The organism is Allobosea sp. GW821-FHT09G06 (assembly GCF_059416005.1).
In genome coordinates this window covers 1-14,812 of the sequence record NZ_JBWKOI010000007.1, presented here as the reverse complement: position 1 = coordinate 14,812, position 14,812 = coordinate 1, and the positions used below count along the sequence as shown (strand labels likewise).

Annotated in this window: 15 protein-coding genes; 9 read left to right on the top strand and 6 right to left on the bottom strand. The window is 63.8% G+C overall.

The features are described from left to right. Positions 1–468: 468 nt before the first annotated feature. From AC07NY_RS24030 to AC07NY_RS24010, 5 genes are all read right to left on the bottom strand, one after another. A complete protein-coding gene (locus AC07NY_RS24030) occupies positions 469–2,526 on the bottom strand; it encodes a mechanosensitive ion channel family protein (RefSeq protein WP_492287795.1) in 2,058 nt (685 codons plus the stop codon). 188 nt (positions 2,527–2,714) lie between these two features. Beyond that, a complete protein-coding gene (locus tag AC07NY_RS24025) occupies positions 2,715–3,947 on the bottom strand; it encodes an HlyD family secretion protein (protein WP_492287794.1) in 1,233 nt (410 codons plus the stop codon). Then, the gene (locus AC07NY_RS24020; protein ID WP_257735749.1) at positions 3,940–4,404 is read right to left on the bottom strand and encodes a hypothetical protein; all 465 of its coding nucleotides are present in this window, start codon (positions 4,402–4,404) and stop codon (positions 3,940–3,942) included. Before AC07NY_RS24020 ends, AC07NY_RS24025 begins: the two co-directional genes overlap by 8 nt. A 35-nt stretch (positions 4,405–4,439) precedes the next feature. After that, positions 4,440–5,075: a hypothetical protein gene (locus tag AC07NY_RS24015; protein ID WP_257735748.1), complete on the bottom strand. Its 636-nt coding sequence runs from the start codon at positions 5,073–5,075 to the stop codon at positions 4,440–4,442. A gap of 51 nt (positions 5,076–5,126) precedes the next feature. Then, on the bottom strand, positions 5,127–6,194 hold the full coding sequence (locus tag AC07NY_RS24010) for a helix-turn-helix domain-containing protein (RefSeq protein ID WP_492287793.1): 1,068 nt from the start codon (positions 6,192–6,194) through the stop codon (positions 5,127–5,129). Positions 6,195–6,480: 286 nt separating this feature from the next. Between AC07NY_RS24010 and AC07NY_RS24005 the strand changes: the two genes are divergently transcribed. From AC07NY_RS24005 to AC07NY_RS23970, 8 genes are all read left to right on the top strand, one after another. Further along, on the top strand, positions 6,481–6,762 hold the full coding sequence (locus AC07NY_RS24005; protein ID WP_492287808.1) for a helix-turn-helix transcriptional regulator: 282 nt from the start codon (positions 6,481–6,483) through the stop codon (positions 6,760–6,762). A gap of 251 nt (positions 6,763–7,013) precedes the next feature. After that, the gene (locus tag AC07NY_RS24000; protein WP_257735745.1) at positions 7,014–7,895 is read left to right on the top strand and encodes a hypothetical protein; all 882 of its coding nucleotides are present in this window, start codon (positions 7,014–7,016) and stop codon (positions 7,893–7,895) included. Between the two features lie 71 nt (positions 7,896–7,966). Beyond that, positions 7,967–9,397, top strand: coding sequence for a DUF1254 domain-containing protein (locus tag AC07NY_RS23995; protein WP_492287792.1), 1,431 nt, complete (start codon positions 7,967–7,969; stop codon positions 9,395–9,397). A gap of 81 nt (positions 9,398–9,478) precedes the next feature. After that, positions 9,479–9,835 carry an HdeA/HdeB family chaperone gene (locus AC07NY_RS23990; protein ID WP_257735743.1) on the top strand — a complete coding sequence of 119 codons (357 nt, stop codon included), beginning with the start codon at positions 9,479–9,481 and terminating at the stop codon, positions 9,833–9,835. Between the two features lie 109 nt (positions 9,836–9,944). Beyond that, the gene (locus tag AC07NY_RS23985) at positions 9,945–10,211 is read left to right on the top strand and encodes a hypothetical protein (RefSeq protein ID WP_257735742.1); all 267 of its coding nucleotides are present in this window, start codon (positions 9,945–9,947) and stop codon (positions 10,209–10,211) included. Between the two features lie 111 nt (positions 10,212–10,322). Further along, positions 10,323–11,438, top strand: a complete 1,116-nt coding sequence (locus AC07NY_RS23980) for an alpha/beta hydrolase (RefSeq protein ID WP_492287791.1) — start codon at positions 10,323–10,325, stop codon at positions 11,436–11,438. 101 nt (positions 11,439–11,539) lie between these two features. Further along, the gene (locus AC07NY_RS23975) at positions 11,540–12,052 is read left to right on the top strand and encodes a hypothetical protein (RefSeq protein WP_257735740.1); all 513 of its coding nucleotides are present in this window, start codon (positions 11,540–11,542) and stop codon (positions 12,050–12,052) included. 333 nt (positions 12,053–12,385) lie between these two features. Then, complete coding sequence (locus AC07NY_RS23970) at positions 12,386–13,957, top strand: DUF1254 domain-containing protein (protein WP_257735739.1); 1,572 nt, start codon at positions 12,386–12,388, stop codon at positions 13,955–13,957. 415 nt (positions 13,958–14,372) lie between these two features. Here AC07NY_RS23970 and AC07NY_RS23965 read toward each other — a convergent pair whose 3' ends face one another. Continuing rightward, positions 14,373–14,531, bottom strand: a complete 159-nt coding sequence (locus AC07NY_RS23965; RefSeq protein ID WP_492287790.1) for a hypothetical protein — start codon at positions 14,529–14,531, stop codon at positions 14,373–14,375. Between the two features lie 57 nt (positions 14,532–14,588). Between AC07NY_RS23965 and AC07NY_RS23960 the strand changes: the two genes are divergently transcribed. Further along, the coding region (locus AC07NY_RS23960; protein WP_494585901.1) for a hypothetical protein at positions 14,589–14,812 on the top strand (224 nt) is incomplete at its 3' end.

Below are 14,812 nucleotides of genomic sequence, written 5' to 3'. Positions count from 1 at the left end.
GGGCGTCTGCCCGAAAGAAAAGGATTTCACATAGCTGATATGGAATTAGCTTGCCCGGCGCCAATCCCAAGCGTCTGGATGGCGTCCCTTACAACGTTCCGCATGCAGCTCCTGTCCGCCAGCCGACGAGGCAGCGTTCCTCACCTCTCAGCGGATGTGCAGGTTCTAATCGGCGCGGCAGGCCCGGCTACCTGCCACTGGCCGGGACGGTCGCGCTGATGGCGCGCCTAAGCGCCGACTATGCCGAGCATCCGGGAGCTCCTTCGCCTATGACCCGCCGGGCAGCAATGGGCAGCGACGAGACCTGGCCGGCGCCCACGATCGATGCGGAGCAGCATGGCCTTGGCATCTATTTCCATGTGCTCGAAGCGTCGGCGCAGGCAGCCTGTGCGCGCTCGCACTATCCTGAAAGGTTCCTGTTTCGGGTCGAACGCCTCAGTGGGCATCCAGGCTCGCGACGATCTCTGCCTAGCTTGATGCCATGGGTTCTTGCCGCTGCGCCTCCAATATCTGATGCGCCGCTGCAGCCGCGGCTTCGCCACTGCCTTCGACGCGGACCGTGGGGAACGCGATCTTGACACCATTGGCTTCGAAGGCCTGCTTGATCATCATGTGAGCCCGCCGCTTGATCGTGAACTGCGTTCCCGGCTTGGTCATGAGCTTCATGCGCAGGACGATGGCATACTCCCCGAAGTTCTCGATGCCCTGCATCTTGAGCGGCTCAATGATATCCGCAGAGAATTCGGGGTCCGCCGCTAGCTCCTGGCCGATTGTCTTGATGAGCTTGCGTGCGAGGTCGATGTCCGAATCATAGGTGACGCCGACCGTCATCTTCTCGATGACCCAGTCGCGACTCATGTTCTGGATGGCGCCGAGTTGGCCGAACGGGACGGTATAGACAGGTCCGCGATGATGCCGCAGCCTTATCGAGCGCAGGCTGAAGGACTCCACGGTTCCCTTGTAGGATCCTGACTGGATGTATTCTCCGACCCGAAATGCGTCATCGAGCATGTAGAACACGCCGCTCAGGATGTCCTTGACCAGCGTCTGGGAACCGAAGCCGATCGCCACGCCGACGACGCCGGCACCCGCTATCAGCGGCAGGATTTGAACGCCCATGCCGGAGAGGATCGTCAGTCCGGCGATGACGACGATCGAAACCGCCAGCGCATTGCGCAGTATCGGCAGCAGCGTGTGCAATCTGCCGGATTGGATAGCCTGTTCCCCGCCGCCGGCCTGCTCGGCCGCTTTCAGGCGATACGCGATCAATTCCTTCGCAAGCTGCCAGGCCAGATCTGCCATGACGAGGATGATGATGCCGTTGAGCAAGCCGCCGACAAGCCTGGCGCCGAACTCGCCGCCGGCCAGACCGCCAGCGCTGAAGCGCCACAGATAGGCCAGCCAGGCGACGGCCGCTGCGAGCACCAGGGCCCTGATCCCTCTGGCGACGAGAATGTTGTAGACAATGCCGGGCGCCCCGGAGGGCCTGTAGCTGCTGGCGGCGTCCTGAGCCAGCCGGCCGGCTCCTCGCAGAAGGCCGGGCAAGAGCAAGGCGTAGATGCCGAGCCACAGCAGGCCCAGCATTCCCGCGGCCCATAGCAGCCAGAGGATGGTCAGGAAGAGCGTGAGCGAAATCCGGCCCGATCGTGAGGCCGCTTCGCCGGGATGCCGCCAGACCGCTTCGATGGCCGCCGCCAGCAGGCCGAGCCCCCATAGATATGCGACCAGCTCGGCGACGTCCGAAGATACGCCCAGAGATTGCAGGGAGCTGACGGCCGCCCAGCCGAACAGCGTGATGCCGGCCATGAGGCTGATGCGGCGGTGCCGGAATCGCGCCGAGGCGTGATCGCTCGCGACAGGCCCCGCGTCAGGGTCTGCGCCGCTTCCCGCCGCATGAGCGGTCCCGGACGCTCTTTCGCAAGGCGTTGCCGCAGGCTTGCAGAGAGCTCTCACAACTCGAAATGCGATCACCGCGATCAGCAGCGTCAGGACGACCCTATGTAACAGCGGCGGCCATTCGAAAGCCAGGAACGCACCAAGACTGGCCAGCGCGAATGCCAGCAAGGCCGCCAGGTCGGTCATCACCATGGCCATAGCGGGCTTCGGCGCGCCGTCTCCCGCCGCGGCGCGCTTTGCAAGCGTTCGCCGTACGAGCCATTCCACGCCCAGCCCCACCATGATCGACGCGGCGAGAATGAGGGCCACCAGCCCTGGCCGGCCGCCATTCACATCGCGCATGAGGGTATCGGCGGCGCTCGCCAGTTCGGGCGCTGCGCGCGGCACGGCATCTGCGAGCCCGCTGATGTGCCGACGGAGAGCCGCCTCCCAGGCCGCGAGCATGTCGGCGGGAGAAGGCGCCGGCTCAAACGCAGGCGCAGGGCCTTTCTTGAGCCAGGCGAGAATCTCCGGGTCGTTCAACAAGGCGACAAGCTGCTTCGTCTTCTCGGACGGCGGCTCGGCAGGTGCCTGTCCCCAACCGGCTACCGGACATGTGAGAGCGGCGGCCAACAGCAGGGCGATTGGCATGAACCGAAATCGCGCCAGGATTCTTTCCATTCGCTTCATGCCCGGCGAGTGAATGCGTGGGCACTCCCGTGTTTCGCTTTGTGCCAGAGGCCAGGAACGGGGGCGCGGAGGATGACCCCGATCCATCTGGAGATTTTGCAGTTTCCGTTCGACGACTTGTCCCTCGACGTGTCGTCGAACGGGCATCATCAATGGCCGCTGAAGACTAGCGTCTTGATCGGCAGCACCAATGCCTGGATGCGCAGAAGCATGGCATGGACCAGGCCGACCGCGTCGACCGCATGCAAGGCGATGCGCCGGAATGTGCCCGTCTCCTTCGCGGCGATGAGGTCGTGGTTACTGCTGTAGGCATTGGCGATGCAGCTGCTGCCGGGCGTCACGCCGTCGAGGCCGCCATGGTAAAGCGGTTCGAGAAAGGCGAGGATCGTTCCGGGCCGCACCACCTGCTGGGCGTCGATCAGCTGCTCGCCGCTCCTGATCTGGCCGGCGGCGATGAAGTCCTGCACGCCCGTCACCACCATCGGAATGACCGTCCAGGGCTTCGAGATGCAGGTGACTTCGGCAACCATGCCGACCTTGATCACTTGCGCCTCGATCTGGTTGAAACCGGCCTGCAACCTGCCTCGCCCTGCCTCTTCCGGGATGATGATTCCGGCGGGGCGCATGAAGGGGTTCACGATATCGCCGACCCTTAACGTGAACTGTTCGACGCGCCCGTTGAACCCGGCGCGCACCACTGTCTTCTGCAGTTCGACCTCGGCCTGGGCGAGCGCGGCGGCGGCACTGGCGCGCTCGGCGGGAAGCTGCGCGGTGATCCTCGCCTGGGCGGCATCCTTGCCGGCGGTCGCCGCCTGGACGGCCGCCTCCCGTCCGGCAACGAGGTTCTCCAATCTCTCGATCTCGCGAGCTGCGACGACAGCGTCGTTACGGCGCCTCAGCTCAAGCTTCGTCTGCAGTTCGTCCTGCGCCTGCTGCAGCGCGCTTCTCGCCTCCTGAATCTTGCCTTCATTGGCCAGAATATCGGCCTTTGCGACCACCAGCGCGGCGTCGACCTCGGCAATCTTGCGGCGAGCCGTCTCCGCGGCCGCTTCCTGGGTGCTGCTATCGAGCGTGAAGATCGGCGTGCCCTTGGTGACGGCTTGGCTGAAGCCGACATGGACCTTCGCGACACGGCCATTGATCTCCGGCACGATCGGAACCGTCCGGAAGAAGGCCGCGGCACTGGTCGTCGAGGGATGATTGTAGAAGATCACGGTGATCAGGCCGACCGTCAGCATCACGCAGGTGACGATGCCCCAGCGCAGCTCGAACCAGACCGAAAAGAGCGTGATCTCGCGGCCGAAGCGTTTGCCCTGGCCGTAGCGGCGATAGAGATAGTCGGGAAGGATGGTGAAGAGCGCACAGACGAGGAGTTCAAGCATGGTTGGTCTCTTCGCTGCTCGTGACGGGGCGGGTGGCGCCGTCCGGAGCGGCTGGCGCCTCCTCTCTCGGCCCCGCCGTGGCGAGCTCCGCCGCCTGCCCACCCTGGTTAGGCCTGATGCCGGCGATCTTCTCCAGCGAGCCCGCCATCCGGCTGAACGTTCCTGAAAAATCTGGAAGATCGATCAGCGCGAGCAGCAGACCGGCGACCCAGAACAGGTGGATATGCGTGAAGAGAGCGAGCAGCCCGAGAACGGCGACGATCTCGAACTGCAGCTTGTGCGCCTTGTGGGCCATCCGTTCGGGCAGTGTGTGAAGGCGCAGGAAGAGCAGCCCGACGCCCAGGACCGCGCCGACCAAGATGATGGCGACGACGACCATCAGGTAGTCGGCCCCGCCCGGCTGCGTAATAAAGCTCGGCAGGTGGCCGGGCGCTGCCGGATTCACCGCGGCGTTCATGGCATCGCTTTCTGACCTGGAGGACTGGAACGGGTCTACTGCTTGAAGCCGATCAGGACGCCATCGGCGCCCAATGAAAGCTGCAAGCCTTTTCTTTGCGTCGCGAGACGCATCGTCACGCCCTTGGCGTTGCGCAGCCAAAGCGTGCCGCGACCTTGGGCGCCGATCGCCCAACCCTCGCGGATCTGGACATAGGCGCCTGCGATATCCTCGACCCGGCTCAGCCCATAAACCGATCCGGTCGCCGTGAGCCGCGACGCTCCGATGCCGCCAAAGCCGAGGCCACCGACGGTGAGGTCGTAGCTGCCGCCGCGGAAGCGGAGCGTCCCGCCGCCGATGGCTCCGGAGCCGATGAAAGCAACCTGGAGCTGCCTGATGCGAAGAGTAGCGCTCGGCGCGCCGGAGGGGCGGGATTGGGCATGAGCGACGCTATGCTCAAGCGTAAGGCCCAGAAAGAGAACCAGCATCCCGACCACTACGGCCATCTGCGACTTGTTCCGCTGCTTCACTCGGCTTCCCCCCATATGGCCCTGCGCTGGCATGTGCTCGATGCCATTCGCACTCGCCTTCAAATCTGGCTTCGCATGCGGGGCATCGCGTGCCCCGGTCGATATGCGGTCGTCAATCGCCTGGTGCTGTTCTATCGGGTGATCCGCACGAAGAATTGCCATTTCGCGCCAAACCAACAGAAACCTGATTCAAGCCGCGTCGATGAACAGGCTCTATCGCAACTGCAACTGGCTTCTGAAATGCCGTGGCGTAACCCCCGAGATCCGGCGGAAGGCGCGCGTGAAATGTGCCGGGTCCGCGTAGCCGCAGGCGAACGCGACCTCGATGATCTTGGCATCTGTTCCGCGCAGGAGCCGCGCGGCCTTGTCGAACCGGGCTGCACCGAGAAGATCGGAATAGGACAGCCCGGCGTCCGTGAGCTTCCGCTGAAGGCTCCTGACGCTGATGCCGGCCATTTCGGCAATGTCCGCGACAGTCGGCGCTCCTTCGTCAAGATAGGAGGGCAGCATCAATCTGAGCGCGCCGATCAAGTCGGCGCTGGATGGCTCAGCTTGGTCGACGGGCGGTGAACCCGGCAGATGGCTCTTCAGATTGGGAAGGCTCAGGAGCGAAATCGGCACTTCGATCCAGGACGCCCGCTGACCCGACAGGAAGCGGGTAGTCGGCCAGGAGGACTGGGTCTGCGGGCTCGGTGCGTACCGCGCCTCGAATGCTATCGTCGCCGGCACCCAGTTTGGCCCGGCGAACTGACGGACGATATGAATGGGAAAGATGTTTTGGAGCCACTGCGAGTGCTCGAGATGCGCGATGCCGGCCGTGCCGAGGAGGAGGCTGCATATCTTCACATGGTCATCCGAGCGCTCGAGCCACATGCTCAGAACATTGTCTTCGAGGCTCGCCCATTTGCAGGTCTGTTTCAGCGCGATGAGCAGCGTCGGAGCGCAGCCGATCACGGCCCGGAGCTTGTCGCTGAGGTGACAGAACTGCAGCTGCCGCGATGCCTGAAATCCGATATCCGGGATTCCCTGCGACCTCTGAACGGCCTCCGCGAAGTCGACGGCCCGCAGCAGCGGTACGAAGTCGTTGGCCTTTTCCTCTAGGGAGGTCGGGAGCCGGAACTTGGCCAGAAGCGGCGCCGTCGCGGCTCCGGCCTCGTCATGAATCACGGTGAAGGGAATGAGGAATTGGCAACGGGTTAGAGGAATTGCGCCCACAATGCTTGCCCCCCGGCTGTGGAAATGGACTGTCGTTCCGACCTCGGCATCCTCCGGGAGCGCCACGTCACTAACGCTACAGAGGCCGCAGGCTTTCGATCACGTACGGTGCAGGCGCTGTGTTCTGCAACCCAAACGATGGGGGCCCCGATTCGATTCTGGCGTCTGATGGCCAGACGGCGGCCGTTTTCAGCTCTTGAATGGCGTCGCCGTTCGAACGGGGTCCAAAGCTCCCTATTGCTGCGATTAGGCGATGAAGCTCATTGACATGCCCTCCCGAGAGGCAGTGCAAACCGTGATCGCGGCGTCGCTGCAACACGATGGCGCATCTCTTTAGGAAACCGCAAGGCAGCTGCGCGTGAGTGCTCGTTCGCTGCAGCGACATCTTGCCGAAATGGGCACGAGCTACAGCGAGCTGGTCGCGCAGGTGCGCCTCGACACGGCCTGTCGCCTTCTGACCCAGTCCAGCGAGCGCATATCGCAGATCGCCATGCGCCTCGGCTATGCCGGCCCCAGCAGCTTCAGCCGCACCTTCATGCGCCTGATGAAGATTCAACCTGCCACCTATCGGCGGCAGCGCGGCCGCGCCGCTGTACCTCGCGACGGACAAGCGAGCGCCGGCAGCCCTCACTAAACGGCCGCCTTGGCGCGAAATGGCAAGACACGTCTTGCGAACTGGCGCGAAAAGTACAGCGAGAGCCTCCGTCGTCTGGATGTCGCTGCCGACGCTGATCGACCAGGCTGTGCTGTGGGGGCATGATGAAGAGCGCGCGCGCTTGGGCGTCGGAACGCATTTGGACGGCTTGCACGATCATTGCGAGTTCGCCCGGCACTAGCCTTTCGAATCTTCGCCGAGAGGCGGAGAAGAGGCCAAGCGCGCATGGAATGCGCTGCTCCCTTGCCGTCGCTGCGATCTGCATCGGGACAACGTCCTTCGCAGCCGACCTGCCGCCGCGCGCAGCAACGCCGCTGCCACAGGTTCCGAGCTGGACTTATGTCGCTATGCCCTATGCCTGGCTGCCGGCGATCAACGGGTCGACGACGGTCAAGGGCCGGACGACCGATATCAATGCCGGTATCGGCGACATCCTGGACAGAAAGATCCCGGCGCAGCTCTTCGGCCTGATGGGCGCTTTCGAAGCCCGAAACGGCCGCTTCGCCGTGATGACCGATCTGACCTACATGAAGCTCGGGGCGGATGGCGGCGCGGCCCGTCCCCGCAGCGTCCATCCCCTCGTCGGCGGGGGACTGGCCGCCTTCGCGACGGTCCAGTTCGAGATGGTCATCGCCGAAGCTGCCGTGGGTTACGAACTCGTGCGCTGGCAGGGCGCGGGCGCCTCTGAAACGGCGATCGATCTCTATGGCGGCGGGCGCTTCTGGTGGCAGAAGGCCGAGGCAGAGCTCGGGCTGGCCGCAGGCCTTACGATCGGCGACCTCACCTTCGCCCGGGGCCGTGCTCTTGCAGCTTCCGGCGACGTAACATGGCTCGATCCGCTGATCGGCCTGCGCCTGCGCCACCGGTTCACGCCACAGGCGGATCTGGTGCTGCGCGGCGATGTCGGCGGCTTCGGCGCCGGCAGCAAATTTTCCTGGCAAGCCATGGGTTACGTCAACTGGGAGTTCGCCCGCACCCAGAGCGTCGCCTGGAGCGGCATGCTCGGCTACCGGGCGCTCTATGTCGACTTCTCCAAAGGCCGCGGCAGGTCGCATTACGAGTACGACATGCTGACGCATGGGCCGGTCCTGGGCCTGACGGCGCGCTTCTGATCCGCGGCGTCACTGCGGAAGATGCCTTCAGGCCGGTGTTTCACTCTCGATACTATTGAGGAGGCTGACAAATGAAGATCACCCGTCGCTCCGCCGCATTGGGCGGCATGAGCCTGCTCGCCAGCACGGCGATGAGCAAGGCGGCGCTCGCCGAGCAGGGGGCATTTCTCGGCCTCGGCGAAGGTCTCGAGGAGTTCTGGCTCGCGACCGACGCCTACATCTTCGGCTATCCGCTGGTGACGATGGAGATGACCCGTCGGATCATGACCAATGTCGCCGAGCCCGTCGGCACCCGGGCGCCGATGGGCCAGATCATCAAGCTGCGCAACTATCCCGACGCCTCGTTCAAGGACGTCACGGCGCCGAACGCCGACACGCTCTACACGACCGCCTTCTTCGATGTCGGCAAGGAGCCCTGGGTGCTGAGCGTCCCGGATATGAAGGATCGCTATTTCCTGCTGCCGATGCTCGACGGCTGGACCACGGTGTTCCAGGTTCCGGGCAAGCGTACCACCGGCACCGGCGCGCAGACCTATGCGATCACCGGCCCCGGCTGGAAGGGCACGCTGCCGGAGGGCGTGAAGGAATATAAATCGTCGACCAACATCGTCTGGCTGCTCGGCCGCATCTACTGCACCGGCACGCCGGAGGACTATGCCGCCGTACACAAGCTGCAGGACGAGTTCAAGCTCGTGCCGCTGAGCGCCTATGGCAAGCCCTACACACCGCCGGCCGGCAAGGTCGACCCGGCGATCGACATGAAGACGGCGGTCCGCGATCAGGTCAACCGCATGGACGCGGTGTCCTATTTCACCTTGCTCTGCGAGCTGATGAAGACGAACCCGCCTTCCGAAGCGGACGCCGCTCAGCTCGCGAGATTTGCCAGCATCGGCATCGTCCCCGGCCAGTCGTTCGACGTGAGCAAGCTCAAGGCGGATTTCGCCAAGCGCATTCCGGACATCGCCTTCGACAGAATCATGCTCCAGTTCAAGATCAACAAGGCGATCACGCAGCAGAACGGCTGGGCGTTCACGACGAAGACCGGCATCTACGGCACTGACTACCTGATGCGGGCGCTGATCACGGCGATCGGGCTCGGCGCCAACCGCCCGCAGGATGCGGTGTACCCGACCTCGAAGGCGGATGCCGAGGGGCACAAATACAATGGAGCGAACAAGTACGTCATGCGCTTCCCCAAGGGGCACCTGCCGCCGGCCGAGGGGTTCTGGTCGCTGACGATGTATGACGACAAGTACTTCTTCGTGAACAATCCGCTGAACCGATACTCCATCAGCGCGAGGCAAAACCTGCAGACCAATCCGGACGGCTCGACGGACCTTTACATCCAGAAGGATTCGCCCGGAAAGGACAAGGAGTCGAACTGGCTTCCCGCGCCTGCCGGCGATTTCATCCTGATGCTGCGGATGTATTGGCCGAATGAAACGGATCCGTCGATCATCAACGGCAGCTGGACGATTCCCGCGGCCCGGAAACTCACCTGACGGTTCGGCGCCTGCATTCTCTTGGGAAGGCAGGCGCCGCCTTCGGCTTGTTCGCAGAATTCGAGAAATGGAGACGACATCATGATCCGCCAGGCCCTCGCCGCATCGGCCCTGAGCTTGCTGTTGCTGCAAGCCGCGAGCGCTCAGACCCCGTTGAGCGCCTATGCCGACGACAAGGGCTACATCGACGTCCAGAAGCTGACCTGCGCCCAGCTCGCCGGCACCTTCCAGGAAGACGCCGACATGCTGACCAGCTGGTATAGCGGCTGGTACAATGGCCTCGCCAAGAAGCATCTCCTCCAGGTCAAGCGAGCGAAGGAGGCCGAGCACGAGGTCATCCAGTACTGCAAGGCCAACCAGGACAAGAAGGTCATCGAGGCGATCGCCGTCGTGTTCAAGGACATGCGCGCCAAGCTCGGGATCAAGATGAAGCCGTAGGCTCAACGCGGAAGCGATATCCTCGACGCCACCGATTCCGGAGGCGGGGATGGCCCATTCCTCAGCCGCAACGGTGGCTGCATAATCAACAGCAGCAGGAGAAACGCCCATGAAGTCCCTGATCCTGGCATCCGGCATGCTCGGACTGGCATTGATCACCATCCCGGTCGAAGCGAATGCGGTCGTTTGCGCGCGCGGCGTCGTGCGGGCAGGATGCGCCGGTCCCTACGGGGCCGTCGTTGCACGACGACCCGTTCCAAGGGCAGTCGTGGTCAGGCCTGCTGGCGCCGTCGTCGTCAGGCCGGCGGGTGCTGTAGTCGTGCGGCCGGTGCCGGTTCGCTGTGCTATCGTGAACGGCCGGAGGGTCTGCCGCTGACGCATCGGCGGATCCTGAAATGGGGGCTGGCCGATGAGGGCTTCGAGAGTTGCGCCTGCAATGGGCGCGTTGCGGAAACGCTGTAGCACCGCCAAGCGCTTCGGGCTCGGCATGTCGTTCGCCGCAGCGCTCGCTCTCGCGGCCTGTGGGGCGCGGCCCGAGACAGGTTTCCTCGCACCGGTCACCGTGGCGTATCTCGGTGCCGCAACCCACACGATCCTCGTCGCCACGACACGCAAGCGGGATGAGCGGCCAGGGACCTTGTTCAATGGCGAGCGGGCAGAGCGGCTCGATTTCGCCAGGATCGCGGTTTCGGTTCCTCCCAATCACGAGGCCGGCCAGATCGAGTGGGCCTCGACGGCACCCGGCAATCCCGGAACCAGCTTCGTCGCGCGGCAGGCGAGCTATCTCGACGGGGACAAGGCCTTCGTGCAGGCGCTGAACGCGCAACTGGCGTCCCGGCCCAAGGGGCAGCGGCGCGTCTTCCTCTTCGTCCACGGCTACAACACCATGTTCGCGGAGGGGCTCTACCGCTTCGCCCAGATCGTCCACGACGCGAAGATGCCTGCGGTTCCCGTCCTCTTCACCTGGGCCTCGCGCGGGCAGCTCGCGCAATATGTCTACGACACCAACAGCGCGACGGCCGCGCGCGACGACCTCGAGCGGACGATCCGGCTGGTCTTCGCGAGCGATGCCGACGAGGTCAACATCCTGGCCCATTCGATGGGGAACTGGGTAACCGTCGAGGCCTTGCGCCAGATCAAGATCGCCGGCGGCCTGCCGCAATCATCCAAGGTCGGGCAGTTGATCCTCGCGGCGCCGGACATCGATATCGACGTGTTCAAGGCGCAGATGCGTCGCTTCGGCAAGCCGAAGAAGCCCTTCATCATCGTGCTGTCGAAGGACGACAAGGCGCTCGGCCTGTCGAATTTCCTGGCGGGAGGGCAGACCCGGCTCGGCGCCGACGCTGATGCCGCGGAGCTGGCGGAACTGGGCGCGCTCGTCATCGACATGACGGATGTGAAGGTGCTGGATTCCAGCAATCACGGGAAGTTCGCACAGCTGGCCGTCCTTGCCCCGCAACTCCATCAGGTGTTGGAACGCGGCGTGGCGGCCCAGCGCTCCTCGGTCGGCACGGACGAGATCGCCCGGAACTCGCTCGAAGCTCTGGTCAAGCTGCCGATCACGATCATCTCGGCTCCGCTGCGCGCCGTTGCCGGTCATTGATCCGCGCAGAATCTGCCGCCGTTCAAGTGGCCGGAAGCATCCGAGACGAGCGTGCGTTGACTGGCCCCTGTAGACAGGGCTGTCTGGAAATGAGGCGCTGAATGAGCGAGAGGGACCACCCGTCGGCGTCCGGTGCGGGACATGGCCGCGAGGCATCCCGACCGGCCGGAATGTATCTGGCATTATTGCTGATCCAGACGATCGCAGCCTCTGCGATCATTGCTGCGATCCAGGGCGCCTTCCGAATCGTGGCTGATGAGGTCGGAGTGCTGCACCGGATTCCGGCGGCAGCTCTGATCGCGCTCATCGCCGCCATGGCAGTGTCACAGGCCGCCTATTGGTATCGGTTTTCAAGGATCGAGCTCCCAGACTGGCAACAGGTCTTCCTCGGGCATTGCCTGGGGTTTGCAAGCCGCCTCAGCTTCATCTTCGGTGGCGCGATGTTCAGCCTGTTCTTTCTGCGGCATGCCCCTGAACTGATTTCGTTCCAGACGGGCGTGCCGCTGCTGGCGCGGACCGCGATCATGCTGGCAGCGCTCTTCTGCCTGTATTGCTACGCCTTGGAGCTGGACCGGCTCGGAGCAAGGCTGCAATCGTCCGCGGGGGATGACTAGGGCAGCCGGGCGGCGATGACCGCGGCGATCCGACAGGCGAAACCCCGGTCGATCGGCCGGTTGCGACCTGCCGCACCGTTGCGCTTCGAGAGGTGACCCACGCGCGGGTTTGGCGCGAAATGGCAAGACCGGCGGAGGCGACGCAGCTAGCCTCGATGAAGTGTGCTCGGTTTCATGTGCCGGCATGGTTTCCGGTTCGCTGCACCTGGGCGATGGGGCGCATGTGACCGGGGCCGAGCCTGCCGTTTTCGCCGGGAACCACCCTGTTCTTCGGTCCTCTCCTTTTTGCTGTCCAGGTGATGAATGGCTGCCAGAACATCTGAGAGAAAGACCATGATGCTGTCTGGAATGTTCCGGCCTGCCGCGCTGGCCGTTGCCGGGTTGCTTGCGACGACGCTGGCGGCGGCTGGCGAAGAGAAAACGCCAGGCTACAATCACAAGATCCCCGAAAAGATCATGACGCCGGATGCGGTGGAGACCCGCTTCGGCACCATGAAATTCTTCGACGGCATGCCGGACAAGGCAACGGTCGAGCGGCTCTATGACAATCTCGACGTCCTGCGTGGCGTCGAGACGTTCCTCAACGGCGTCCCCGCCACATCGATCGAGGGCTTGCGTCTCGGCCATCTCGATCTGGGCGCGGACACGTCGAACAAGGTGATCCTTCTCGACCAGTTGATGGATTCGGCGCCGCTGTTCCTCACCGGCAATACCGATACCGTCTATGGCAGCGCTTTTCTTCACCTGGGGACGGACGGGCCGACGGTCGTCGAGATTCCCGCCAGGTCCGGTCCCGGCACGGTCAATGACGCCTATTTCCGCTTCGTGACCGATATGGGCGCTCCGGGGCCTGATCGCGGCCGAGGAGGCAAGTATCTGATCCTCCCGCCCGACTATAAGGGAGATCTGAATCCGCCCGTCGGCGGCATGGAGGCCGAGGTCGAAGGCGAAAAGTACTTCGTCTCGAAATCGACCAGCTACGTGAACTGGTTGATCCTGCGCGGCTTCCTGGTCGATGGAAAGCCCGACGCGGCCGTGGCCTCCTTCAAGAACGGGTTGAAAATCTATCCGCTCAGCAAGCGTGCCAATCCGCCGAAAATGGAGTTCATCAGCGGGTCGCGGAAGTCCTGGAACACGATTCACGCCAATAATTTCGAGTTCTACAAGGAGCTCCATACCGTCATCGATCGTGAACCGACTTCGATGCTCGATCCCGAGTTGCTGGGGCTGTTCGCTTCTATCGGCATTGAAAAGGGCAAGCCCTTCGCCCCGGACGCCCGGATGAAGAAGCTGCTGACCGAGGCCGTCGCCGTCGGCAACGCAACTGCCCGCGCGATGATCTTCCGCCCGCGCCTCGACGGTTTCCATCTCTATCCCAACAGCGCCTGGGGGGCGGCCTTTGTCGGCGGAAGCTATCAGTGGCTTCGCGACGGCGGAAAGGGCGGGCGTTACCTCGACGCGCGGACCCTGTTCTTCTACCAGGCGACGGTCAACACACCCGCCATGGTCGAGCAGATGATCGGGGCCGGCTCCCAATACGCCTATGCCGCTACGGACCGGAACGGCGACTATCTGGACGGCGAGAAGACATACAAGCTTCGCATTCCCGCCAATCCGCCCGCCAAGGATTTCTGGTCCGTGGTGGTCTACGATCCGCAGACCCGCTCGGAGCTCCAGACCGGGCAGACCTTCCCGAGCAAGAACAACAAGCGGGACAAGCTCATCGCGAATGCCGATGGCTCGATCGATCTCTATTTCGGCCCGAAGGCTCCGGAAGGCAAGGAAGCCAACTGGATCCAAACCGTCGCCGGCAAGGGATGGTATACGATTCTTCGGCTCTATGGGCCGCTCGAACCCTGGTTCGACAAGAGCTGGCGGCCTGGCGAGTTCGAGCCAATCAAGTGACGGGCTCCTGTTCGGGCTGATGAATAGACGCCTGGTGCGGGTCTGGCGTCAGAAGCGGGCTCGCTGTCCGCAGCTTTGAAGCCTGGTCCTTCGGCGCGTCGTGCCCGGGATACCCGGCTCCGGCGTCGAGCTGGTGCCGAGGTAGGCTCGTTTTCGGAGATGACCGTTGTAAGAGTATGGCTGCCATGACGATCGCGTGGCACTACCTTCACACGAACGACGTACAGGCTGCCCGTCCAATGTTTCGACGGCGCGGCGAGTTTACCTTCGTCCCGAAAGCGTAGGCTTGATGACGAGCTTTGCCTTGAGACACGGTCCCACGGGATTACAGATCGAGCACTAGGCATGTGCGATGCCGCAGTAGGTCCGCTTTCCGGCCGAACGCTTTTGTCAGCTTCTGGCGCACATGTCGCCCCTAGGCCGCCACCGTCCGGCCGCGCCCCTTCAACCGGTCACGCGTCCAGGAGAAGACCGGCCAGAGCAGCGCGGCGAAGGTCATGGCCGCCAGCACCGACGAGACCGGTCGGTCGAAGAAGGGCAGCACGGAGCCGTCCGACTTGATCAGCGAGGTCACGAAGCTCTGCTCAGGTTGTTGCCCGCCGTGGCGAAGGCGCCGACCGCGCAGAAGATCATGATCACCGGCATCACCGCCGAACGCGGCGCGCCGACGACGCGACTCGCCAGCCGGATCATCACGATGCCGAAGGGCCTCGAAGCTCTCTGCTTAGCGCCACGGCTTCTCCTTGGCTGTCAAACGGCGCGCAAAGTTGCCCCCCGATCGGCGTGCAAGTTTGGGTCTGACTCAAATCTGCTGCAGGTCGGGGCTGTTTTGATGCTGGTTTCCAGAAGGAATCA